Origin of the sequence: Halovalidus salilacus (assembly GCF_031852275.1) — an archaeon.
Taxonomy (GTDB): Archaea; Halobacteriota; Halobacteria; order Halobacteriales; family Natrialbaceae; genus Halovalidus; species Halovalidus salilacus.
This window is the reverse complement of record NZ_CP134700.1, coordinates 3,414,997-3,438,798: the sequence shown is the minus strand read 5'-3', so window position 1 is coordinate 3,438,798 and position 23,802 is coordinate 3,414,997. Positions and strand designations below refer to the sequence as shown.

The window sequence follows — 23,802 nt, the reverse complement described above, 5'->3', positions numbered from 1 at the left end:
AGGCGAGTGCACTGGGGAAACTACTTGCCTCCGTGGCCTAACACGGTTCGTATGGCCGTGACGAGCCTATTCGACCCCAGCGGAATCGCCGTGGTGGGGGCCTCGGCGACGCCCGGAAAGATCGGTTACGAAGCGATGCGCAACGCCGTCGAGTTCGACGGGCCGGTGTACCCGGTCAACCCGTCGGCCGAGGGGTCCGTGTTCGACCGCGAGTTCGTTCCGTCCGTGACCGACATCGAGGACGACGACGTCGACCTCGCGCTGCTGTGCGTGCCGGCGCCGGTCGTCCCGGACGTCGTCGCGGAGTGCGGCGAGGCGGGGATCGGCGGCGCGGTGATCTTCGCCGGCGGCTTCGCCGAGGCGGGCGAGGAGGGCGAGCGGTTGCAGGAGCGACTGGTCGAGGCCGCGACCGAGGGCGACGTTCACCTCCTCGGCCCGAACACGAGCGGGTTCCTGCGCCCGGCCGAGAACCTGTACGCCACGTTCGCGACCGACGTCGACAGGATCCCCGCCGGAAACGTGGCGGTCATCGCCCAGAGCGGCGGCCTCGCCTACGCCGTGGCGTTTCACGCGGAGAACGAGGGGCTCGGCGTCTCCGCGATGGTCGGCCTCGGCAACCGAGCGAACGTCGGCTTCGAGGAGGCGATCGAGCACTTCGATTCGGACGAGCACACCGACGCCATCCTGCTGCACGTCGAGGGGACGGACGACGCGCGCGGCCTCCTCGAGACCTGTCGCGCGGCGGAGACGCCGATCGTCGCCTACAACGTCGGCGAGCAGGACGTGGGCGACTTCGCCGAATCCCACACCGGCGCGCTGACCGGCCGGTACGAACTGTACGAGGCCGGGTTCGCCCAGTACGGCGTCCCGACCGTGCGCTCGGTCGCGGAACTGCTCGACGCGGGGACGGCGCTCGCCACCTGCCCCCGTCCCGACGGCCCGAACGTCGGCGTCGTCACCGCCCAGGCGGGGCCGGGGATCGCCATCACCGATCGCCTGAAAGCCGCCGGTGCGAAGTTCCCGACGCTCGCGGACGAGACCCGGGAGACCGTCGAGGAAATCCTCCCCGGCATGACCTACTCCGCCAACCCGGTCGACACCGGTCGGCCGATGCCGGCGTTCGGCGACGTCGTCGCGGCCGTCGCGCGCGACGAGAACGTCGACGTCGTCGTGGTCTACGAACTGTACGAGGGCGCCATCGGCTACCCGGTCGACGCGCTCGAGGGCCTCGTCGCCGAGGTCGACAAGCCGATCGTCTTCGCCACCGGCGGCCCCGACGCCGTGATCCGCGACGAACTCGCCGACCTCGAGGCGCTGGGAATCCCGACCTACCGGACGCCGGAACGGGGCGCCGACGCCGTCGCGGCCCTGGTGCAGTACGCGCTGCGAAACGCCGAACCGGAGGCGATCGCCGACGACGGTGACGCGGTCGCCGACGAGGGGGTGAGCCGATGACCGGCGCCGACGATCCGATCGAAGCGGCGCTCGCGGACGGGCGCTCCTCGCTGACCGAGTCCGAGGCCAAACGACTGGTCGCCGACCGCGGCCTCTCGGTGCCCGACGGCGAGACGGTCGGCTCGCCGGAGGAGGCCGTCGATGCCGCCGAGCGGATCGGCTACCCGGTCGTCGCGAAGGTCGCCTCGCCTGCGGTCCAGCACAAGAGCGAGTGGGCCGACGGCGCCGGCGTGGCCGTCGGTCTCGAGGACGCCGACGCCGTTCGAACGGCCGCAGAACGGATCTTGGACGCGGCCGCGGACCGCGACCTCGACGCCGCCGTCCTCGTCGAGGAGGGAGTCGACCTCGAGGCGGGGCTCGAGGTGATCGTCGGCGGGACGCGCGACCCGTCGTTCGGTCCCACGGTCCTCGTCGGCCTCGGCGGGATCGCCGTCGAGGTGCTGCAGGACGTCAGCCACCGGATCGCGCCGATCTCGACCGCCGAGGCCGTCGAGATGACCCGCGAACTCGAGGCCTCGCCGCTGTTCGACGGCTACCGCGGGTCCCCCGCGGTCGACCGGACCGCGGTCGCCGAGGCGATCGTGGCGATGGGCGACCTGCTGGTCGAGCGGGAGGAGATCAGCGAACTCGAGGTCAACCCGCTGCTCGCGCGGTCCGACGACGCCGTCGCGCTCGACGCGCTGGTGACGCTCGAGGTCGACGCGGACGGAACGGACGCGGAGAACTGACGGCGCCCTCGGTTCGCTGATTCGACTCTCGAAACGGAAAACGGACGATGTTCGTTCGCGCGCGGTGCGACGGATTCTGTCAGTCGTCCTGCTGGCTCTTCTCGACGTGGATGTCCTCGAACGCGAGGTCGCGCTCGGTCACCTCGACCGTCATCGAGCCGACGTTCTCGATCTCGGCGTCGATCGTGTCGCCGCCTTCGATCGCGCTGACGCCCTCGGGCGTCCCTGTCGTGATGACGTCGCCGGCTTCGATCGTCATTCCGATCGAGGTGTACTCGACGACGTCGGCGCAGCTGTATATCATGCCGCCCGTGTTCTCCTGCTGGCGGGTCTCGCCGTTGAGCTGCAGTTCCATCTCGAGGTCGTGCGGGTCGCCGACCTCGTCGGGCGTGACGACGCATGGGCCGATGATCGTGAAGGTGTCGTAGGACTTGCGGTTCGAGCGGTCCTGATCGCCGCGGACGGAGACGTCGAGGAGGATCGTGTAGCCGAGGATGGCGTCCCAGACGTCGTCGCTCTGAATGTCCTTGACCTCCTCGCCCATGACGAACGCGAGTTCGATCTCGTGGTCGACGCGGCGGTCGTTGAACGGGAGTTCGATACCGTCGGCGGGCCCGGCCACGCTCGAGGGCGCCTTGAGGAAGTAGCCCTTGTCCTCGATGGTGAACCACTCCTCGGTGACGATGTCCTTGTCGGCGATGGCCTCCCGGACGTGGTTCTCGTAGTTCAGCGGCGCGGCGATCACCTTGCCCGGCCGGCGGACGGGCGACTCGATCCGTACCTCCTCGAGGTCGTAGTCCGGCTCCTCGTCGGCGTACTCGCTGGCGTCGAGGCCCTCCTTCGCGTACTCCGTGAGCGGGTCGTTCGTCTCGAGGCCGAGACGGTCGGTGACGTCGACGACGCCGTCGTCGTCGGTGAGCAAGCCCAGTCGGTCGTCGTTGAACCTGACGAATCGCATGGTAGACCCACTGTCACACGGCCACATAAATAATCCCTTCTCGATCGGCGAGGCGCCGTTCGATCGCCGATCGGGTCGACCGGCGATTCGCGGGCGTTCGGTGAGGGAACGTCCGCGAGGTTCGTTTCACACGCTGGCGGGACGCTCGATCACCCGCTGGCGGGGCGTTCGAGGGCTCCAACACACTTATGGTACCGTTTGACAAATACGCAACTATGGCACAGCAAGAGCCAGAGGAGCTCCTGGAACTGAGTTCCGACACGCGGAGTATCCTCGAGCAGAACGACCTCCGCCCGCTCTGGGAAGTCGAAACGGACATGGGCGACCTCCTCGACGACCTCGAGGCGAACATCTGGAAGTGGGAGGACATCCAGGCCGCCATCGACGGCATCGAGGAGGACGTCCCGATCGCCGACCTCCCGCCGGGGTTCCAGCGGCGGGTCGCCGTCCCGATCAACGCCCAGAACGCCATCTCGAACACGATCTACGTGGGCGTCCAGACGGTCTCGCCCGGGGAGACCGCGCCGTCGCACCGCCACGCCGCCAGCGCCCTGCGATTCACCATCGACGGGCACGAAGACATGAAGACGGTCGTCGCGGGCGAGGAGTTCCCGATGGAGGACAACGACCTCATCACGACGCCCCAGTGGGAGTGGCACGACCACGTCAACGACTCCGACGAGACGGCCGCGTGGCTCGACGTCCTCGACCTGCCGCTGTTCCTCGACACGCTGAACAACAGCCACGTCTTCGAGAACCACGAACTCGAGCGCCAGCCGGTCACGAAGACCCAGGGCTACTGGGCCTCCCAGTACGGCCGCGGTCGCCCGTCCGGCGAGCAGAAGGACGGTTCGATCCCGGGTCCGTTTCAGGGGAACAAGGAGCCGACGCCGCCGTACCGCTTCGACTGGGACGAGATGCTCGAGTCGCTCCGCCAGTACGCCGACAACGACGACCCGGACCCCTTCGACGGGTACAGCCTGGCGTACGTCAACCCGGCCACGGCCGAGCCCCCGCTGTTCCCGACCATGTCGTTCCGAGCCCAGCTCCTGCGGGAGGCGACGAACGCCCACTTCCACAACTCGACGGAGGTCTACTTCGTTATCGACGGCGAGGGCGCGACCCACGTCGACGGCGAGACCCTCGAGTGGGGTCAGTGGGACATCTTCGTGGTGCCGCCGGACGCGCCCCACCACCACGAACCCGACGGCGACGAGGCGATCCTGCTGGGCATGACCGACGAGCCGATCCTCCGGTCGATGAACTTCTACGCCGAGGCCGAGGTCTCCGAGTAACGAGAGCCCGCCTTCGATCCTTCGGGCCGACAGCGTCGGTTTCTCGCGCGGGCTGCCGACGACTGGGCAATGCTCTTATAGATCGTCACCGAAGGATTCCCGTATGGCCGAGTTCGACAACCCCTACGTCGACGAGGACCCGTTCGTCCGAGCGCACTTCGACTGCCTGGACTGCGGCGGAAAGCTCTGGGAGTACGCCATCGCGCGTCAGATGGTCTGTGAAGACTGCCGCAACGTCTTCCCCGCCGAGGAGGTCTTCGAAGCCAGCGTCGAGTCGACCGCCAACTGAGTCGCCGGGCGGTGCACATCGACGCCGCGGGACCGGTTCGACCGCCACCCCCGTTTTCGTCCCTGTCGTCAGAGGTACTGGTCGGTCCGCTCGAGGTCGTCGCCCTCGCCCTCCGTCTCGATCGCCCGCGCGGCCTCCTCGGCGGCTTTGGGATATGTCCCCTCGCCCTCGACCGAGGTGCCGAGGTCGGAGACGACGACGTTCGCGCCGCTTCGAGCCAGTTCGAACGCGGTCGCCTTCCCGAGCCCGTTCGCGTCGCCGACGACGAGGCACGCGGGCTCGGTCACGCGGACCACCTCGCGACGCGGGGCGATGAACGGTCGACTGCGGTTCCCGTCGAACGGTCGAATTCGAGGCACTTGCGCCCCGATTCGCGGGCGCGGCTAATCAGGATTCGGGACGCTCGAGTCGCCGAAAAACGGGTCGAAGGTGGGGCCCGCTCAGAACGGGTACTCGCGCGGCTCGCGCTGGAGCGAGATCCACTTCGTCTCGGTGACCTCGCGGAGGAACTCCTCGGTGTTGTAGCCGCCCATTCCGGAGGCGCCGGTGCCGCTGAACGGGACGTGGGCCTCGTCGTTGATGGGCTGGTCGCCGACGTGGACCATCCCGGTTTCCATCCGCTCGGCGATCGACAGCCCGGTCTCGAGGTCGCCCGCGTGGACCGATCCTGAAAGGCCGAACTCCGTGTCGTTGGCGATCTCCACCGCCTCGTCGACGTCCGAGAACGGGATCACCGGCGCGATCGGTCCGAAGTGCTCGTTACAGGCCGCGGCCATGTCGTTCGTGCAGTCGGAGAGCACCGTCGGCTCGACGACGAGCGAGTCGTCGACGCCCTCGACGTCGACCGTTCCGCCGCCGGTCTCGAGCGTCGCGCCGGCGTCGATCGTCTCCTCGACGTACTCGAGCATCTCGTCGCGCTGGTGCTCGTCGATCACGGGGCCGAGGTGGACCTCGTCGTGGGCGCTGCCTGCGACCAGCGACTCCGCGCGGTCGACGAGGTGGGCGACGTACTCGTCGTAGACGTCCTCGTGGACGAGGTGGCGGTTGATCGAGATGCAGACCTGGCCCTGGTGGATGAACGAGCCGAACACCGCCCCGTCGACGGCGCGCTCGAGGTCGGCGTCGGCGGTGACGACGTGGGCGTTGTTGCCGCCCAGTTCCATCGCGGGCGTCGCGAGGTTCTCGGCCGCCGCCGCGGCCACCTGGCGCCCGACCTCCGTCGAGCCGGTGAACGCCACCACGTCGCTCTCGGGGTGGCTCGCCACGCGGTCGCCGATCTCCGATCCCCGGCCGGTGACGACGTTCAGGACGCCGTCGGGGAGGTCCGTCTCCTCGAACAGCCTGGCGAACAGCAGGCCGCCGCTGATCGGCGTGTTCGTCGCCGGCTTGAGCACGACGGCGTTGCCGGCGGCGATGGCGGGCAGCACGGCTCGCCCCGAGAGGTTCAGCGGGAAGTTCCACGGCGAGATGACCGTGACGACGCCCTTCGGCTCGCGCTTCACGACGTGCTCCTTCCCGGGGATGTTCGACGCGGCGTGCTCGCCCTTCATCCGACGCGGCAGCGTCGCGGCTTCGGCCGCCTGATCGGCGGTGAGGTGGTGGGACGTGTGGCCGTAGCCGGCCGTCCCGCCGGCCTCGTACGTCAGGAGTTCGATGATTTCCTCCTCGTACTCGTCCAGCGCCTGGATGAACTGCTGTACGACCTCCTGGCGGACCGCGGGCGGCTGGTGCTTCCACTCAGCTTGCGCCTCGGCCGCCGACTCGTAGGCGGCGTCGACGTCCGACTCGGTGGCCGCGGGAACCTCCGCGAACACCTCGCGCGTCGAGGGGTCCTCGACCGGAAGGACGTCACCGTCCGCCTCGATCCACTCCCCGTCGATGTACAGCGCGTTCCAGTCCGCCGTGGGCGAGATTTCGTCTGGCATGGTCGACAGTACGTTTACACCTCCACCTACAAAGACGTGCGGTAACGCGTGTGTCACCGCCCCGCTCGATCGGGATCGCTCTCGACAGCTCCGGCAGCGACTGTCGGTCCGAATCGACGGTTCGTTCCGATCCGAGTCGACGGTCCGATTCGAGTCGGCGGTCCGATTTGCGTCGACGATCCGATCCGACCCGAGTCGCGGTCAGGCGTCGTTCTCCCCGTCCGTACCGTCTCCACAGACGAGGACGGGTCGATCGACCGAGAGGATCACGCTCTGGGTGACGCTCCCGAACAGGGCCTTCCCGGCCGGCGACCGCTTCCGCCCCGCGAGGCAGATGAGATCGACGTCGTGTTCGGCCGCGTGCCGCGGGATCTCCTTCGCCGGGTCGCCGCTGCGCTCTTCGAGCTGGTACTCGAGGCCGCGCTCGGTCAGCCGTTCCTCGACGAGCTTGGCCGACCCCAGTTTGTGAACCGAGTTACCCGCCGGGTTGTCCGTGAACACGTGCACCACCCGGACGAACACCGAGTCCTCGTCGACCGGCAGGTCAGTGATCGCTCGAACCTGGGTTTCCGCCCGCGATTCGTCCGCGTCGACCGCGAGGAGTACGTCGTACATGCCTCGTCGTACGCGAACGAGTCACAAAAAAGTGAGTTCCGTTCCCACGCGGTGGGACGTTCGTCACCGCTCTCGCGCGGCGGGCGGTCGCTGTGCCGGTTCGACGACCGCCTCCGTCAGCGCGAGGCGCATCTCGAGGTCGAGGGCGCGCTCGTCGGCCACGTCGAACCCGACCGATTCGTAGACGGAGATCACCCCGTCGCGGTCGGTCGCGACGCTCAGGGTCAGTTCGTCGTGATCGTTCGAGGCGGCGTAGGCGACCGTCTGGAGGAGGAGTTCGGTGCCGATCCCCCGGCCCTGGTACGCCGGGTGGACGAAGATCACGAGTTCCGGGTCGGGCGCGTCGGCGGGCGTCACGGCGACGTGGCCGACGACGTCGTCCCCGACCGTCGCGACCAGGTTCCACCCCTCGTTCGCGAGCCGCTCGAGCCAGGTCTCGCGCGCCGCGCGCTCGAGCGGGGGCAGTCCCATCGTCAGCGTCTCCACCGCGTCGTACATCGCGAGCAGGCCCTCGTGCGTCTCGGGACGGTACGGCAGGATCAGGACGGGCGCCCCCGAGGCGTCGACGAACCGCGGACACCGGGGCGGGCACAGGTCGGTCCCCTCACAGTCGGCGTTGTCCCACGCGCCGCAGGCCGTCGTCGTCATTCTGCTTCGACGCTACGTCCGCCGGTTCAGAGAGCGTGATCCCGAACGGGTTCGCCCCGCTCGTCGTCGACGGGACCGGTACGCGTGTGCGGATGAGATGGATTTACATGGTATGGACGACGAGTGGAACCATGGCACTCGAAACGGATCTCGAAGCGATCGCAGCGCAGCGTGAGGACCTCCCGGCCGCCGACGACGTCCACGACGCTGGCGAGCCGATCCCGATCATGGACGTCTTCGACGCGTCGTTCGTGGGCGAGCACACCGAGTTCGACTCGTTCGACGAACTGGTCGCGGCCAGCCCGAGCGACGCCGAGTCGGCGGCCGACCTCGAGACGGTCCCCCACGGCGAGTGGGACGAGTTCGTCGCCGAGACGACCGACTTCGACGACGAGGAGGCGTTCGTCTTCGCCGCGCGGGATCACTGGGTCGCGAAGAAACTGGACCTGTACTGACGCGCGTTTCGCCCGATCGGTCGAGGCCGATCCCGACGACTATTCTCGACGGTTCCCCGCTCACGACGGGGTTCGAGCGCGGTACTCGACGTCGACGATCAGCACGTGCAGATCGTCGATGCTCGAGTGGAGCGCTTCCAGTCGACGTTCGGACGAACCGTCCCCTCCTCGTTCTCGGAATCGAGTCCGTCAAAACGCGAACGCGATCGGCGATCGGGACCGAGTTCCCGCCGTTCGGCCTCAGTAGTTACCGGTCGAGACGATCGGCGGGGTCCCGTGGGGACCGTACGGCGCGTCGTCGAGCCACTCGCCCGCGGTCTCGAACGTGTCGGCCATCTCGGCGGCGACCTCCTTTCGCAGCATCGTCACCGGATCGTCGCCCTGGAGGTACTCGAGGGCCTCGCCCGCGGCGCCGATGTTGTACTCGGCGGCGATCTCGCGCCGGGCGGCGAACAGTTCGACCTCGTCGCGGGCGACCGCGTCGGTCTTCGCGTCGATCGCGACCGCGATGGCCGAGGCGGCCTCGTCGGCGTCGGCCACGCCGGAGTTCATCCCGCGGGCGCCGAAGGGGGCCAGCAGGTGGGCCGCCTCGCCGGCCAGCAGAACGCGACGGTGTTCGTCGACGAAGGTGTCCGCTTTCACCTGGAGGAACCGGTAGGTCGAGACCCACTTCACGTCGTCCTCGTACTCCTCGCCCATGACGTCGCGGACGAACTCCCGCATCCGCTCGTCGCTGCTGAGTTCCTCGGGGTCGTCGTCCTCGTAGCACTGGATGTCGAGGCGCCAGCCGCCGGTGAACGGAACGAGCAACACGTTCCGGCCGTCGGTCTCCGGCGCGTCGTAGTGGAACATCCGCTCGAGTCCGGGGTAGTCGTCGTCGACGTCATCGTCCTCGACGTCGGCGATGATGAAGTGGTTCGCCGACTGGTCGCCCTCGAAGTTCGCCCCGATCTCCTTGCGGACGGTCGAGCCGCCGCCGTCGGCGCCGATCAGGTACTCACAGGTCCACTCGCGGCCGTCCGCGGTCTCGACGCGCACGCCCTCGGGGGAGGAGTCGACGGTCTCGACCTCGGCCTCCCAGTGGATCTCGATCCCGGCCTCCTCGAGCGCCTCGAGCATGTACTGCTCGGTGACGACCTGCGGAACGCTGGTGAAGTGGGGGATGTCCCCCGAGCCCCCGGGGGAGTCGTACGTGCGGTTGAACACCTCCTTCCCCCGGAACAGGGTTCGCCGGGTCGGCCAGATCAGGCCCTCGTCGACGAGGTCGGTGCCGAGTCCGGGGTGGATCCGCTCGAGCGTCCGGAGCGTCGAGCCGTGGACGTAGATCGCGCGGCTCCCGGACCGATCACGGTCTTCGGGTTCGGCCTCGAGGATCGTCGCGTCGACCCCGCGCGCGTTCAGTGCCAGTGCCGCAGTCATGCCGACCGGTCCGGCACCGGCTATCAGTACCGGTGCCTCCGGCGTATCACCGCTCATGGGGTGTGACAATGCAGTACGTTCTCATAGTAGTTGTGATCCGCCGGTCGGCGCGGCGTCGTGCGCGTCCCGCCGGGGTCACGGAGGCAGCTTTTTATTCCTGTACTGAGTGACTCACGACACACGATGACACTACTCGAAGTCGACTCCATCGACGTCGCGTACGGCAACGTCCAGGTCATCTGGGACGTGAGTTTCGAGGTGGCGGAGGGCGAAACGGTCGCGCTACTCGGCGCCAACGGCGCGGGGAAGACGACGATCCTCAAGACGATCTGCGGGCCGCTCTCGCCCACATCGGGGGAGGTTCGCTACGAGGGAGAGTCGATCGGCGACCTCGATCAGGACGAGGTCGTCCCGAAGGGGATCGTCCACGTCCCCGAGGGTCGCGAGATTTTCACGACGAGCACCGTCGAGGAGAACCTGCGACTGGGCGCGTACACGAACCCCGAGGGGAAAGACGAGCGCTTCCCGTTCGTCTACGACATCTTCCCCAGGCTCGAGGAGCGCAAGAACCAGCGGGCGGGGACGCTCTCCGGCGGCGAGCAACAGATGCTCGCCATCGGCCGGGGGCTGATGAGCGATCCGGATCTCATCCTGCTCGACGAGGCGAGCCTCGGCCTCGCGCCGGTGCTCGTCGACGACGTCTTCGAAGCGATCGAGGAGATCACGAGCCGGGGGACGACCGTCCTCATCGTCGAACAGGACGTCAACAACGCGCTCCGGGTCGCCGACAGGGGGTACGTCCTCGAGTCGGGCCGAATCTCGATGTCCGGCGACAGCGAGGAACTCGCGTCGAACGACGAGGTCACGGCGACGTACCTCGGCGGGTAATCCCCCGCGTCGGTTCGGCTCGTTTTCGCGGACGTACTGTCGGTCGCGCGCGTCACCCTCGAGCGACGGCTCGTTCGTCGCGCGGAAGCTCTTCGGGAGGGATCGGTCGGAGAGGAGAACGCCGGAACGGTGCAGATGGCGTGGGGTTTCAGTCGCTCGCCGACTCGTCGGGGGCGGGGACGCTTTCGGTCGGCGGTTCGCCCTCCGACGTATCGCCGAGGCGGTCGGTGATGACCCCGTAGAGGCCTCGCGGCATGTAGATCATGAAGAGGATGATCAGCAGTCCCTCGATCGCCGTCCCGTAGCCGCTGGCCACCTCGCCGAGGACCCAGTCCAGGCCGACGAACAGCCCGGCTCCCAGGATCGGTCCGGTGATCGTCCCCATTCCGCCGAGGACGACGACCACGAGCGCTTCGACCATCCAGTGGAGGCCGAGCACGTCCGCGGGGTTGAGGTACCCCGTGTACTGACCGTAGAGTCCGCCCGCCATCCCGGCCATGGCCGATCCGATGCCGAACGCGATCAGCTTGTACTTCAGCGGGTTGATCCCGAGGCTGCTGGCCGCCGCCTCGTCGTCGTGGATCGCCCGCATCGCCAGCCCCCACCGACTCGAGACGACGTAGTAGGAGGCGATCACCGTCAGGACCGTCACCACCAGGGTGAGGAGGAACAGCTGTTGGTACTCGAAGCTCGAGTCGACGAAGTAGCCGCTCGATCCTCCGGAGAACCGGCGCTCGTTCGAGATGACCAGTTCGATGATCGCGGCGAGCGCGAGCGTCCCGATCGCGAAGTAGTGGCCGGTCAGGCGGAAGATGATCGGGCCGATGACGAGCGCGAGGATACCCGCGACGAGCGCGCCGCCGAGGATGGCGACGACGGCCGGCGACTGGAGCGACTCGGGCAAGTCGGCTCGACTTGGCGTCGTCAGCCAGGCGGAGACGTACGCGCCGAAGCCGAAGAACGCCGCGTGGCCGAGGGAGATCTGACCGGCGTAGCCGCCGATGATGTCCCAGGAGACGCCGAGGATCACGAAGATGAGCACGGTGAAGAAGACCTGGGTGAGCCACCGCTCGGTGATGAACGGTATCGTCGCGAACGCCAGTACGGTGACGACCGCGATGGCTACCCGACGGCGGTCGCCGAGCATCGCCCGAACGAAGCTCTCGCGTTCGCGTTCGGCGCCCGCCATCACTTCCCACCTCCCGATGTGCCGAACAGTCCCCTGGGCCACACCAAGAGGACGAGGAGGAAGATGCTGAAGCTGATCAGGTCGCGGTAGCCGCCGCCGACGAAGAGCACGCCGACGTTCTCCGAGACGCCGAGGAGTAACCCGCCGACGAGCGTCCCGATCACGCTCCCCACGCCGCCGAGGACGACCACGGCGAACGCCTTCAGCAGGTACGACCAGCCGGCGTACGGCGTGAAGGGAAAGAGGATGGACAGTAACGCGCCGGCCGCGCCCGCCAGCGCCGTCCCGAGCCCGAGCGTGACGATGTAGATCTTTCCGGTGTCGATCCCCATGTACTGGGCCGCGTCGACGTTTTGCGCGGTCGCTCGAATCGCGAGCCCCGTTTTCGTGTATTTGAGGAAGGCCCAGACCGCGACGATCAGGGCGACCGAGACGACGAACGTGACGACGCGCGAGAACGACAGCGTCGCGGGGCCGATCGGAATGCTCGATCCGGGGATGCCGATGCTGGCTCGCTGCGGCTCGCTGCCGAGGACGATTTGCCCGACGCTCTCGAGGACGAGCGCGAGCCCGAAGAGGACGATGATCGGCTGTTCCATCCCCTTGTCGACGACGCGTTCCAGCAGGACGCGCTGGAGGAACACCCCGAACGCGAACAGCAGTCCGGCCGCGAGGAGCATGCCCACGAGCGGGGTGATCCCGGTGGCGGCGAACAGCAGGATGCCGACGTACGCGCCGACCATGAGCATGTGCCCGTGGGCGAGGTTGACGACGTCCATGATGCCGAACACGAGCGAGAGGCCGAGCGCGGCGACGGCGTAGATCCCCCCGATGAGGAGCCCGTTCAACAGCGATTCGATCGCGAGTTCTGGTGAAACCATGTGTGAGTAGTGAACGTGGATCGTCAACCGGGCGTTATCGCTCGCTCCAGTCCGGAACCGGGTACTCGAGTTCGGAGGCCCGTTCGTCGTCGGTCTCCGGGAAGACGGTGTGCTGGTTGCCGTCGATCCACTGTCCTGTCGGAGCCGTCAGTTCCCCCTCGGCCGGCAGCCCGTTTTCCTCGAAGCTAAACGTCCCGATAACCGTCTCGAACTCCTCCGATCGGAGTGCGTTCTGGACCTCCGACGGATCGGTCGAGCCCGCGGCGTCGATCGCCTGAGCGGTCACCTGGGCGACGTTGTACCCGCCGCCGACCGCCGTGCGGATGTAACTGCCGTCTTCGAGTCCGTACTCCTCCTCGTACGCGTCCCACATCCCTTCGTTTCCGTTGCCGGTCATACCGGGCACCCAGCCCGGGCACATGCACACGTACTCGCCGCTTTCACTGAGCTGGTTCCACCAGTCGGTGGGGTCGGCGGCGCGGACGAACTTGACGAACTCGGGCGCGAAATCGCGTTCTTCCATCTGCTCGACCATCGTCATTCCGTCCGGCGGCGTCGGCACCGAGAGGAGGATCTCGACGTCCTCCTCGTCCGACCGGGAGATCATCGTCGAGAAGTCGCTCGCGCCGTACTCGAACTGCTCCCTGAGGACGACGTCGTACCCCCCGTCGCCGAGCGTCTCCTCCCAGTAGTCGGACTGCTCCTCGCCCCAGTCGGAGTTCGGCTCCCAGATGCCGACGTTTGACGGACGATCCTCCTCGGGGATGGTCTCCAGGAGATTCTGCGTCGCCCGCGCGACGTCCCTCGACTTCGGGAACGCCGCGTAGGTCCACTCGTACTCCTCGTTGCGGTGGGGCGCCTCCTGTGCGAAGTATGCGGCGACGAATGGGATCCCCTCGTCCTCCGCGACGCTGCTGCCCGCGGTGACGAGTTCGCTCGAGAAGCTCCCCCAGATCACGTCGGCTTCGGACGACATCTCCCGGAGCTTCTCGATGACGACGCTCGGGTCGCTCTCGTCGTTCGCGGTCTCGAGTTTCACCTCCCGATCGAGCTCCTCTTCCATGTGGGCGACTCCGAGTTCGTACCCCTGCGTCATCTCCTCGGCCATCGACGCGAAGGCCCCTTCTTCCGGAATCGTCGTCACGACGGTGAGTTCGTCCCCGCCCTCGTCGCTGCCCAGCAGCGTACAGCCGGCCAACCCGGCCGCCCCGACGATTGCCCCGGTCGATTGTAAGTACGAACGCCTAGTTCGGTTGCTGGTAGACTTCACCATGGCTTGCTTTGTCAGATGTGAGACGAGCGTATTAAATGATATGGTTTATTATGGCCCATCATACGCGGGGGCGCCCCCCGTTTCCGAGTTCACCGATCGAGCGACCTGAACCGAGTTCGCTGGCGTCGCCCGGGGCTCCCTCGGCGGATGTTCGAGGGGTAGGTTTATGCGGGTGGGTAGTCAACACCGCGCACAATGGCGCTACTCGAAGGAGAGAATCTGACGAAGAGTTTCGGGGGAGTCCTCGCCGTCGACGACGTCTCGTTTTCCATCGAGCGCGGCGAGACGGTCGGCCTCATCGGGCCGAACGGGGCGGGGAAGTCCACCCTGTTTCGACTCATCACCGGCGTCCACGAGCCGACCGAGGGGCACGTCTTCCTCGACGGCGACGAGATCACGGGGCTGAGCCCGCACGAGATCTGCCACCGCGGGCTGGTCAAGACCCACCAGATCGTCAAGCCGTTCGAACACCTGACCCTCCTCGAGAACGCGACCGTCGGCGCGGAGTTCGGCGGCCGCGAGGTCGACGATCCGCGGGAGAAAGCGTACGAATCCCTCGAGTTCGTCGGCCTCGACCACCTGGCGCACACGAAACCCGGCGAACTGAGCGTCGGCGCGCTCAAGCGACTCGAGATCGCGCGCGTCCTCGCGACCGATCCCGACGCGATGCTGTTCGACGAGGTCGCGGGAGGGCTCGACACCGACGAGACGGAGGCGATCGTCGACCTCATCGGCGACATCAAGGAGAGCGGCAAGACGATCTTCCTCATCGACCACGTGATGCGGGCGCTGATGTCCGTGAGCGAGCGCGTGTTCGTCCTCGACAACGGGCAACTCATCGCCCGCGGCACCCCCGAGGAAATCCAGAACGACCAGCGCGTCATCGAAGCGTACCTCGGGAAGAGCGCGGGAGAGGGCGCCGGCGTCGCCGCGGGCGACTGAGACCGAGCCGCTCCGATCGAATCGTCGCCGCCGGCGGTGCCGCGGGGGACCGGCACCAGCGCCGGCGTCACTCGTCGGTGCGCTCGAGGGCCGCCCTGAGGTCGTCGGGAACCGGCACGCCGCCGTCGCCGTCGACGGGAACGCAGACGCGGAACTCCGTGCCCTCGAAGACGACCTCGCCGTCGTGGGTCGCGACGTACTCGAAGCGGACGCTCGAGTCGCCGACCTCCGGCGTCAGTTCGATCTCGACCCGATCGCCGCCGCGGACCTGCCCGGTGAAGTCGAAGTCCATCGAGACCAGCGGCAAGCCGAGCCCGTGCTCCTCGGTCAGCTCCCAGTACGGGTAGCCGACGTGCTCCATGAACGCGTCCGACGCCTCGTGAATCGCGTCGATCATGCGCGGGTAGTGGGCGATGCCGAACGGGTCCGTGTCCGAGAAACGGACGGTCCACGTGTGGGTGTAGCTCATGGTTCGTTCCGAAGACCTCTCGCGGATCGGCATAAACCCGCCGGCGAACGGGCGTTCCGCTCGAGGCGATTCCACCTCCGACCGATCGCCGCTCGCGAACATCAGAACCGTTTAGTTGTGACGAGCGCGACGTGGTGGGTATGACTGCGGGATCAGATGGCACACTCGAAGGCGGCGGACGCGACGGCGGGGGCGGCGGACCGTCGCCGGCAACCGACCGCCGGGCGACGTACGATTTCGTCTCGGACGACGTCGAACGACCGGCACTCGTCCGGGACCTTCGCGAGCGCGTCGAGGGGGACGTCCGGTTCGACACCTACACGCGCCAGCTGTACGCGACGGACGCGAGCGCGTACGCGGTGACGCCGATCGGCGTCGTCTTTCCCGAATCGACCGACGACGTGGCGGCGACCGTCGCCTACTGCGCGGAGCGGGAGATCCCGGTGCTCCCCAGGGGCGGCGGGACGAGCCTCGCCGGCCAGGCGGTGAACGAGGCCGTCGTTCTCGGTTTCACCAGGTACATGGACGACGTCGTCTCGATCGACTCCGACGAGCGGCGGGCCCGCGTCCAACCGGGGGCGGTTCTCGCGGACCTCAACGCCGACCTCGCGCCGCACGGGTTGAAGTTCGCTCCCGATCCGGCCTCCGGAAATCGGAGCGCGATCGGCGGCGCCATCGGGAACAACTCGACGGGCTCCCACTCGCTCGTCTACGGAAAGACGGACGCGTACGTCGAGGCGTGCGAGGTCGTCCTCGCCGACGGGACGGTCGAAACGCTCGGCGAGACTCCGCTCGAGGAGGTCCGCGAGCGCGCGGACCCAGAGGGGACGATCCTCGAGCGCGTGTCCGCCGAAGTCGTCCGGATCGTCGACGAGGAGGCCGACGCGGTGCGCGGGCGCTTCCCCGACCTGAAGCGCAACGTCTCGGGGTACAACCTCGACGCGCTCGTCGAGGAGGCCGAGACGGGCGCCGTCAACCTCGCGCGCCTGCTCGCCGGCAGCGAGGGGACCCTGGCGGTCGTCACTGAGGCGGAGGTGTCGCTCGAGCCCGCCCCGGAGACGAAGGCGGTCTCGCTGTTGTTCTACGGGAGCGTCCTCGAGGCGGTGACGGACGTGCAGTACGTCCTCGAGCACGAGCCGGCGGCGGTGGAACTCATCGACGACGTGCTCCTCGGACTGGCTCGCGGGACGACCGAGTTCGAAGAGGCCGCCTCGCTCGTTCCCGACGGGGCGGAGGCGGGGCTGCTCGTGGAGTTCTACGCCGAGGACGACGACCACGGCCGGGAGTTGACCGCGGGCCTCCTCGCCGACCGCGCGCCGGGGGCCGAGACCGAGGCGGCGCCGCCCGCGGAGCGGCCCGACACCGCGGAAACGATCGCGTTCGCCGGCCTCGAGGCCCACGACGAGGCCGAGCGCGAGACGTTCTGGACGCTCCGGAAGGCCGGCCTCCCGATCCTGCTCTCGCGGACGTCCGACGAGAAGCACATCTCGTTCATCGAGGACTGCGCGGTCCCGCCCGAACGCCTCCCCGAGTTCGTCGAGCGGTTCCAGTCGCTGCTCGCGGACCTCGGGCGGGACGAGGACGCGGCCTTCTACGCCCACGCCGGGCCGGGCGTGCTCCACGTCCGCCCGCTGATCGACACGAAGACCCCGGCGGACCGCGAGGACATGGTGACGATCGCCGACGAGGTGACGGACACGGTGGTCGAGTTCGGCGGCAGCGTCTCGGGCGAACACGGTGACGGCCGGGCGCGCACCCAGTGGAACCGCAAACTCTACGGCGAGGACCTGTGGCGGGCGTTCCGCGACCTGAAGACGGCGTTCGATCCGGACTGGCTCCTCAATCCGGGCAACGTCTGCGGCGACCACGACATGACCGAGCACCTCCGGTACGACGACGCCTACGCTCACGACCCGGGACTCGAACCCGCGCTGAACTGGGACAACGAGAACGGCTTCCAGGGGATGGTCGAACTCTGCCACGGCTGCGGCGGCTGTCGCGGCGGCCAGGAGACGACCGGCGGCGTGATGTGTCCGACCTACCGGGCCGCCGGCGAGGAGATCACGGCGACCCGCGGCCGGGCGAACTTGCTCCGCCGGGCGATGAGCGGCGACCTCCCCGACGATCCGACCGACGACGAGTTCGTCGAGGAGGTGCTCGACCTCTGCATCGGCTGCAAGGGCTGCAAGCGCGACTGCCCCAGCGGCGTGGACGTGGCGAAGCTGAAGACGGAGGTGATGCACGCCCGCCACCGGGAGGAGGGTGCAAGCCTCCGGGACAGGCTGTTCGCGAACTTCGACCGGCTCGCGGCCGTCGGGAGCGCGCTCGCCCCCCTCTCGAACCTCGCGGCGTCCCTGCCGGGGTCGGGAGCGATCGCCGAGAAGACGGTCGGCATCGCGAGAGAGCGATCCCTCCCCGCGTTCCGGCGCGAAACGCTGCAGGACTGGTTCGCGAAGCGAGGCCCCCGAGTCTCCGAAGGCGACGCCGAGCGGCGGGCCGTCCTCTTCGCCGACACCTACACCAACTACAGCCACCCCGAGGTCGGGAAGGCGGCCGTGCGGGTGCTCGAGGCCGCGGGCGTCCGCGTCGACGTTGCAGAGCGCACCGACAGCGGCCGCCCCGCGCTCTCGAAGGGGTTCGTGGATCGGGCTCGGGACGCGATGTCGGCGAACGTCGCGGAGTTGCACCCGCGCGTCCGCGACGGCTGGGACGTCGTGCTCGTCGAGCCCTCGGACGCCGTGATGTTCCAGTCGGACGCGCTCGACCTGCTCTCGGGAACCGCCGTCGAGGAGGTGGCCGCGAACACCTACGGCGTCTGCGAGTACCTCGATACCTTCCGCCTGGACGAGGGCGTCGACTGGTCCGCGCCGGCCGAGTCGGTGGCGTACCACGGCCACTGCCACCAGAAGGCCGAGAAGAAAGACCACCACGCCGTCGGCGTCCTCCGACGGGCGGGCTACGCGGTCGACCCGCTCGATTCGGGCTGTTGCGGCATGGCGGGGACGTTCGGCTACGAGGCCGAACACTACTCCCTGAGCCGCGCCATCGGCGACATCCTCTTCGAACAGGTGGAAGAGAGCGAGGCGACGGTCGTGACCGCGCCGGGGACGTCCTGTCGGACCCAGTTCGCCGACGGCCGCATCGATCCGGTCCCGGCCGACAGTTCGCTGGCGGGCACCGCGCTCGACCGGGGCGAACCGCCGACGCCGATCGAACTGCTCGCCCGCGCCCTTCCGCGCGCCGAGCGTCAATGACGCTCACCGGCGCCGACGGCGGGTGACCGCATCGACGCCGACGGCGGGTGACGCTCACCGGCGCCCACGGCGGGTGACCGTACCGACGGGAACCGACGGTCCGCGAGCGTCACGGTATCGCGTTCCGCGGAATTTATGGTGTCATACTCGGTCTGTGTGCGTATGACTCTCTCCGACCTCTTCGAACCGGACGGAATCGCCGTCGTCGGGGCGTCGGCGACGCCGGGAAAGCTCGGCAACGACGCGATGTCCAACGTCGAGGCCTACGACGGCGAGATCTACCCCGTGAACCCCTCGAGTTCCGGAACCGTGTACGGCTACGAGTTCGTCGACTCGGTCGCCGAGACCGACGCGGACCTCGCGCTGCTGTGCGTCCCGCGCCACCTCCAGCCTGGCGTCCTCGAGGAGTGCGGCGAGGCGGGCGTCGGCGCCGCCGTGAGTTTCGCCGGCGGGTTCGCCGAGATGGGCGGCGAGGGCCGGGAGCTCCAGGAGCGGATCGCCGAGATCGCCGACGAGTACGATATCACGATCCTCGGGCCGAACACGGCCGGCTACGCGATCCCGGGCGACGACCTCTACGGCTCGTTCGTCCCGCGGATCCGCGAGGTCGAGAGCGGGAACGTGGGGATCGTGGCTCAGAGCGCCGGCGTCGCGATCACCCTGTCGTTCCACCTGACCCGCGAGGGGTACGGCACCTCGGCGATGTTCGGCCTCGGCAACCGCGTCAACACGGAGTTCGCGGACGTGATCCCCGTCCTCGACGAGGACCCCGACACCGAGGCGATCGTCCTCCACGTCGAGGGGACCGAGGACGTCGACCGGTTCCTCGAGGTCTGCCAGGAGGCGGAGACCCCGATCGTCGCCTACAAGGTGGGCGAAGGCGCCGACGCCGACTTCGCGCGGGCCCACACGGCGGCCCCGTTGCAGGCCGACGCGACGTACGAGGAGGCGTTCGACCGGCCCGGCCTGGTGACCGTCTCCTCGACGACCGAGTTGCTCGACGCCGGCCGCGCGCTCGCCGACGCGCCGACGCCCGACGGTCCGAACGTCGGCGTCGTCACGGCCCAGGCCGGACCGGGGATCATCATCAACGACTCCCTCCAGGACGCCGGCGCCGTCTTCCCGAAACTGACCGAGGAGACGCGCGAGCGCGTCGACGACCTCCTCGAGGGGATCACGTACGCGGAGAACCCCGTCGACACCGGTCGACCGATGCCGGAGTTCGGGCAGGTCGTCGACGCCGTGGGCCGGGACGAGAACGTCGACATCGTCCTCGTCTACGAGATCTACGAGGACTCGCTGGGCTACCCCGTGGCGGAACTCGAGGCGCTCGCGGCGGACGTCGACAAGCCAATCCTCTTCACGGTCGCCGGCCCGCACGAGGCCCTGCGGGACGAGCGCGAGCAGATGGAGGCCCTCGGGATTCCAACGTTCGACACGCCCGAGCGCGGGGCGCAGGCGGTGGCGGCCCTCGTCGAGTCGATTTCGGGATCGGAGGGGGAGTGAGCCGCGGGCCCAGGTTCGGCCCGCGTCCGCCGACGGGGACGGCGTCCGTCTCGAGGTGCCGAACTCGCGGCCGGGGATCCGCGAGAGTTTTACCGTCGTACTGAGATGTGCTCGACAATGACTCGTTCGGACGCGATCGAAACGGTTCGATCACCGCCGCTCGCGTTCTCCCTGGCGGCGCTCGTCGGCCTCGCGACGTGGGCGCTCGGCTCCGGATCGGTGGCGACGGCCCCGGCGGACGCACCCGCCGCAGCGGCGATGCTCGCGATCACGCTCTTCTGCATCGTCCTCTGGATTCTGACCCCCGTTCCGCCGTCGTACACCGGCCTCATCGGGATCGGGCTGATCGCGGTGACCGCCTCGACCGACCTGGCGCTCTCGGGCTTTCAGAAACCGGCGACGTGGCTCATCGGGTTCGGACTGCTGATGGGCGAGGCGACCCGTCGCAGCGGCCTCGCGACCGAGGCGGGACGGCTGATCGCGACGCGGAGCGTCTCCGACGCCGTCGCGTCCGATCCAGTGCGGACGTACCGCCGGTTGCTGCTCGCGCTCTCGCTCGGCGCCCACGCCCTCGCCCTGCTCGTCCCCTCCGCGCTCGTGCGCATCCTCGTGGTGGCGCCGCTCCTCCGGGAGACCGGATCGCTCTTCGACTCCCGGGAGGCCCGCGTCGGAATCTATCTCGGCCCGCTGTTCGCCACGTTCTACGGCTCCTCGGGAATCCTGACCGCCGACCTCCCGAACATCATCATCACCGGCTTCGGCCAGTCGATCGCCGATCACACGGTCTCCTGGTCGGAGTGGTGGCTCCACATGTACCCGATCATGGGTATCACTCGCGTCCTGCTCGTCGTCGCCGTGATCTACTTTCTCTTTCGGCCGTCGCCCGACTCGAGCGTCGACCTGCCCGCGGCCGACGGGAGCGGCGACGGCGGTGCGGTCCTCGGGACGACCGAACGACGCATGCTCGCCTTCCTGCTCGTCGGCGCGCTCGTCTGGGCGACGGACTTCGTCCACGGTTTCCACCCGGTGGTCGGCGCGGTCGTCGTCGTCGTGCTCGCGTTCCTGCCGGGAATCGGCGTCGTGGACTTCGACGGGGTGGGGGGCGACGTCGACTTCTCCATCCTGTTTTTCATCGCCGCCGTGTTCGCCATCGGCGACGGCCTGACCGAGTCCGGGTTCACCGACGAGGCGGCCACGCACCTCCTCGAGTTCGTCCCGACCGACGCCCCGCTCGCGGTGATCCTCGCGTGCGTGTTCTTCATCACCTTCGGGCTCGCGTTCCTGATGGAGGGGCTGGCCGTCGCGAGCGTCCTCACGCCGATCCTGATCCCGTACGTCGAGGCGGCCGGCCTCCCGTTCACGCCCGTCCTCATGGCCGAGGCGATGGCCCTGAGTTCGTACTTCTTCCCCTACCAGTCGGCCGTCCTCATCGTCATTCTCGCCGAGGGTGACGTCGAGACGCGCGAACTGATCCGAACGACGGTCGCCTGCTCCGTCGCGACGATCCTGCTCCTGCTCCCCCTCCAGTTCGGACTGTTCGAACTCCTCTACTGACGCTCGTCCGATCACCGCTCCCCGATTGCGGACGGAATCCCCGTCGCTCGGGTTTCGACGGCCCCTTCTCCAAAGATATATAGTATTCAATCGCGCAATGAATCACTGATGGCAAGTGACACGGTAGAGCGAGTAGCAGTGCTGGGTGCAGGCAGTATGGGGCATGGTATCGCGGAACTCGCGGCGCTCGGCGGCTACGACGTGACGATCCGCGACATCGAGGAGGAGATCGTCCGGGAGGGCTACGAGAACATCGAGTGGTCCCTCGAGAAACTCGAGGAGAAGGGGCGGATCGACGAGTCGAGCGACGCCGTCCTCTCGCGCGTCGAGACGACCACCGACCTCGCCGAGGCCGTCGACGACGCGGACCTCGTGATCGAGGCGGTTCCCGAACGGATGGACATCAAGCGGGACACGTTCTCGTCGGTGGACGAGCACGCGCCCGACCACGCCATCCTGGCGTCGAACACCTCAAGCCTCTCGATCTCCGAGATCGCCGAGGCGACGGATCGGCCGGATCGGGTCGTCGGCCTCCACTTCTTCAACCCGCCGGTGAAGATGGACCTCGTGGAGGTCACCTACGGCGACGAGACGAGCGACGAGACCGCACGGACGGCCTACGAGTGGGTCGAGTCGATCGACAAGACGCCGATCTACGTCCGCAAGGACGTCCACGGCTTCGTCGTGAACACCGTCCTCGTCCCGTACATGGAGGAGGCCGCCTGGATGCTGTCGAACGGCGAGACGACGGTCCGGGAGGCCGACGCGACGATGGTCTACGAGCGCGGGTTCCCGATGGGGCCGTTCGAACTCAACGACTTCGGCGGCATCGACATCGGCTACCACTTCCGCGCGGAGTCCGACCAGCCGGTCCCGCCGATCGTCGAGGAACTGGTCGACGAGGGCAACCTCGGCCGCAAGAGCGGGGCGGGATTCTACGACTACGAGGACGGCGACGGCGTCGACTACGAACCGACCGACTCGGGCGGATACGACGCGCTCAGGACCGAGGCCGTGATGATCAACAAGGCCGCGTGGCTCGTCGGCAACGACGTCGCGACGCCCGAGGAGATCGACATCGGCTGTCGCCTCGGCGGCAACTTCCCCGAGGGGATGTGCCGGCGCGGCGATCGCCTCGGCCTCGACGTCGTTCTCGAGAAGCTCGAGGAACTCTCCGACAATTACGACGCCGAGCGCTACGAGCCCGCCGACTACCTCGTCGAACTCGTCGAGGAGGGCTGGACCGGCGAGGGCGCCGGAAAAGGGTTCTACGACTACCGCGTCGATCCCCCGTACTTCTACGTCGACTGGGAACTGGACGAGGACGGCGTCCTCGAGGTCACGCTCGACCGCCAGGAGCGGCTGAACTCGATGTCCGAGGACATGTTCGCTGAGATCGATCGGCTGCTTTCCGACGTCGACGTCGACCAGGTCTCCTGCGTCGTCTTCGACGGTGCGGGCGACCGGGCGTTCAGCTCCGGCGCGGACATCACCGGCTTCACGGCCGGCGAGCCGACCGACATCATGGACCCCGACGACGTGTTCCAGACGGTCTACGAGTTCGACCGGCCGACGGTCGCGAAGATCGACGGCTTCTGCCTCGGCGCGGGGATCGAACTCGCGCTGGCCTGCGACATCCGCGTCGCGACCGAGGACTCGACGATCGGCACGCCCGAGACGACCCTCGGCGTGATCCCCGGCGGCGGCGCCACCCAGCGCCTCGTCCGCCTCGTCGGCGAGGCCCGAACGAAAGAGATGGTGTTCCGCGGGATGCAGTTCGACGCCGCTCGGGCCGAAGAGTGGGGTATCATCAACCACGCCGTCCCCGGCGACGAACTCGACGAGACCGTCGACGACATCGTCGACGACCTGGTCTCGGGGCCGCCGATAGCGCTCAAGGCCGCGAAGGAGGTCATCAACGACGGGCAGGAGGCCAGCCTCGAGACGGCGCTCAAGATGGAGAAGCACGCGTTCGCGCTGCTGGCGACGACGGACGACATGCTCGAGGGCGTGACGGCGTTCAGGCAGAACCGCGAGCCGCGGTTCGAGGGTGAGTGAC

Annotated in this window: 21 protein-coding genes; 11 read left to right on the top strand and 10 right to left on the bottom strand. The window is 68.3% G+C overall.

The window, feature by feature from the left end; all coding sequences use genetic code 11:
- Positions 1 to 51 precede the first annotated feature (51 nt).
- Complete coding sequence (locus tag RJT68_RS16950; protein ID WP_407037708.1) at positions 52 to 1,455, top strand: CoA-binding protein; 1,404 nt, start codon at positions 52 to 54, stop codon at positions 1,453 to 1,455.
- Positions 1,452 to 2,183 carry an acetate--CoA ligase family protein gene (locus RJT68_RS16945; RefSeq protein WP_407037707.1) on the top strand — a complete coding sequence of 244 codons (732 nt, stop codon included), beginning with the start codon at positions 1,452 to 1,454 and terminating at the stop codon, positions 2,181 to 2,183. The genes RJT68_RS16950 and RJT68_RS16945 overlap by 4 nt, the downstream gene beginning before the upstream one ends.
- A gap of 79 nt (positions 2,184 to 2,262) precedes the next feature.
- Here RJT68_RS16945 and RJT68_RS16940 read toward each other — a convergent pair whose 3' ends face one another.
- Positions 2,263 to 3,141 (bottom strand): fumarylacetoacetate hydrolase family protein, encoded by an 879-nt coding sequence (locus tag RJT68_RS16940; protein WP_407037706.1) that lies wholly within the window; start codon positions 3,139 to 3,141, stop codon positions 2,263 to 2,265.
- A 215-nt stretch (positions 3,142 to 3,356) separates the two neighbouring features.
- Between RJT68_RS16940 and RJT68_RS16935 the strand changes: the two genes are divergently transcribed.
- Together RJT68_RS16935 and RJT68_RS16930 are read left to right on the top strand one after the other, a co-directional pair.
- A complete protein-coding gene (locus RJT68_RS16935) occupies positions 3,357 to 4,436 on the top strand; it encodes a cupin domain-containing protein (RefSeq protein ID WP_407037705.1) in 1,080 nt (359 codons plus the stop codon).
- Between the two features lie 103 nt (positions 4,437 to 4,539).
- Positions 4,540 to 4,725: a hypothetical protein gene (locus RJT68_RS16930; protein ID WP_407037704.1), complete on the top strand. Its 186-nt coding sequence runs from the start codon at positions 4,540 to 4,542 to the stop codon at positions 4,723 to 4,725.
- A gap of 68 nt (positions 4,726 to 4,793) precedes the next feature.
- Here the strand turns inward: RJT68_RS16930 and RJT68_RS16925 are convergent, their stop codons facing one another.
- The 4 genes from RJT68_RS16925 to RJT68_RS16910 all read right to left on the bottom strand — a co-directional run bounded on the left by RJT68_RS16925 (position 4,794) and on the right by RJT68_RS16910 (position 7,913).
- Positions 4,794 to 5,012 (bottom strand): hypothetical protein, encoded by a 219-nt coding sequence (locus RJT68_RS16925; RefSeq protein ID WP_407037703.1) that lies wholly within the window; start codon positions 5,010 to 5,012, stop codon positions 4,794 to 4,796.
- Between the two features lie 153 nt (positions 5,013 to 5,165).
- A complete protein-coding gene (locus tag RJT68_RS16920; RefSeq protein ID WP_407037702.1) occupies positions 5,166 to 6,650 on the bottom strand; it encodes an aldehyde dehydrogenase family protein in 1,485 nt (494 codons plus the stop codon).
- A 201-nt stretch (positions 6,651 to 6,851) separates the two neighbouring features.
- Complete coding sequence (locus RJT68_RS16915) at positions 6,852 to 7,265, bottom strand: universal stress protein (RefSeq protein ID WP_407037701.1); 414 nt, start codon at positions 7,263 to 7,265, stop codon at positions 6,852 to 6,854.
- A gap of 63 nt (positions 7,266 to 7,328) precedes the next feature.
- Entirely contained in the window at positions 7,329 to 7,913 is a 585-nt protein-coding gene (locus tag RJT68_RS16910; RefSeq protein WP_407037700.1) for a GNAT family N-acetyltransferase, read from the bottom strand.
- Between the two features lie 131 nt (positions 7,914 to 8,044).
- On the opposite strand from RJT68_RS16910, the gene RJT68_RS16905 reads away from it, so the two are divergent.
- Entirely contained in the window at positions 8,045 to 8,368 is a 324-nt protein-coding gene (locus tag RJT68_RS16905) for a hypothetical protein (protein ID WP_407037699.1), read from the top strand.
- A 240-nt stretch (positions 8,369 to 8,608) separates the two neighbouring features.
- Here RJT68_RS16905 and RJT68_RS16900 read toward each other — a convergent pair whose 3' ends face one another.
- A complete protein-coding gene (locus RJT68_RS16900) occupies positions 8,609 to 9,844 on the bottom strand; it encodes an FAD-dependent monooxygenase (protein ID WP_407037698.1) in 1,236 nt (411 codons plus the stop codon).
- A 126-nt stretch (positions 9,845 to 9,970) separates the two neighbouring features.
- Here RJT68_RS16900 and RJT68_RS16895 point away from each other — a divergent pair, with 126 nt between their 5' ends.
- Positions 9,971 to 10,675, top strand: a complete 705-nt coding sequence (locus RJT68_RS16895; protein ID WP_407037697.1) for an ABC transporter ATP-binding protein — start codon at positions 9,971 to 9,973, stop codon at positions 10,673 to 10,675.
- A 148-nt stretch (positions 10,676 to 10,823) separates the two neighbouring features.
- Here RJT68_RS16895 and RJT68_RS16890 read toward each other — a convergent pair whose 3' ends face one another.
- The 3 genes from RJT68_RS16890 to RJT68_RS16880 are packed head-to-tail and all read right to left on the bottom strand — an operon-like array spanning position 10,824 to position 14,018.
- Positions 10,824 to 11,864, bottom strand: a complete 1,041-nt coding sequence (locus tag RJT68_RS16890) for a branched-chain amino acid ABC transporter permease (RefSeq protein WP_407037696.1) — start codon at positions 11,862 to 11,864, stop codon at positions 10,824 to 10,826.
- A complete protein-coding gene (locus RJT68_RS16885) occupies positions 11,864 to 12,745 on the bottom strand; it encodes a branched-chain amino acid ABC transporter permease (RefSeq protein WP_407037695.1) in 882 nt (293 codons plus the stop codon). The genes RJT68_RS16890 and RJT68_RS16885 overlap by 1 nt, the downstream gene beginning before the upstream one ends.
- Positions 12,746 to 12,779: 34 nt before the next feature.
- A complete protein-coding gene (locus RJT68_RS16880; RefSeq protein ID WP_407037694.1) occupies positions 12,780 to 14,018 on the bottom strand; it encodes an ABC transporter substrate-binding protein in 1,239 nt (412 codons plus the stop codon).
- A gap of 195 nt (positions 14,019 to 14,213) precedes the next feature.
- Here RJT68_RS16880 and RJT68_RS16875 point away from each other — a divergent pair, with 195 nt between their 5' ends.
- Positions 14,214 to 14,960, top strand: coding sequence for an ABC transporter ATP-binding protein (locus RJT68_RS16875; RefSeq protein ID WP_407037693.1), 747 nt, complete (start codon positions 14,214 to 14,216; stop codon positions 14,958 to 14,960).
- A gap of 67 nt (positions 14,961 to 15,027) precedes the next feature.
- Here the strand turns inward: RJT68_RS16875 and RJT68_RS16870 are convergent, their stop codons facing one another.
- Positions 15,028 to 15,429, bottom strand: a complete 402-nt coding sequence (locus tag RJT68_RS16870) for an acyl-CoA thioesterase (protein WP_407037692.1) — start codon at positions 15,427 to 15,429, stop codon at positions 15,028 to 15,030.
- 140 nt (positions 15,430 to 15,569) lie between these two features.
- Here RJT68_RS16870 and RJT68_RS16865 point away from each other — a divergent pair, with 140 nt between their 5' ends.
- The 4 genes from RJT68_RS16865 (at position 15,570) to RJT68_RS16850 (ending at position 23,801) form a co-directional block, all read left to right on the top strand.
- A complete protein-coding gene (locus tag RJT68_RS16865; protein WP_407037691.1) occupies positions 15,570 to 18,683 on the top strand; it encodes an FAD-binding and (Fe-S)-binding domain-containing protein in 3,114 nt (1,037 codons plus the stop codon).
- Between the two features lie 162 nt (positions 18,684 to 18,845).
- Positions 18,846 to 20,189 (top strand): CoA-binding protein, encoded by a 1,344-nt coding sequence (locus tag RJT68_RS16860; RefSeq protein WP_407037690.1) that lies wholly within the window; start codon positions 18,846 to 18,848, stop codon positions 20,187 to 20,189.
- Between the two features lie 117 nt (positions 20,190 to 20,306).
- Positions 20,307 to 21,743, top strand: coding sequence for an SLC13 family permease (locus RJT68_RS16855; protein ID WP_407037689.1), 1,437 nt, complete (start codon positions 20,307 to 20,309; stop codon positions 21,741 to 21,743).
- Between the two features lie 108 nt (positions 21,744 to 21,851).
- The gene (locus RJT68_RS16850) at positions 21,852 to 23,801 is read left to right on the top strand and encodes a 3-hydroxyacyl-CoA dehydrogenase/enoyl-CoA hydratase family protein (RefSeq protein ID WP_407037688.1); all 1,950 of its coding nucleotides are present in this window, start codon (positions 21,852 to 21,854) and stop codon (positions 23,799 to 23,801) included.
- Position 23,802: the final 1 nt, after the last annotated feature.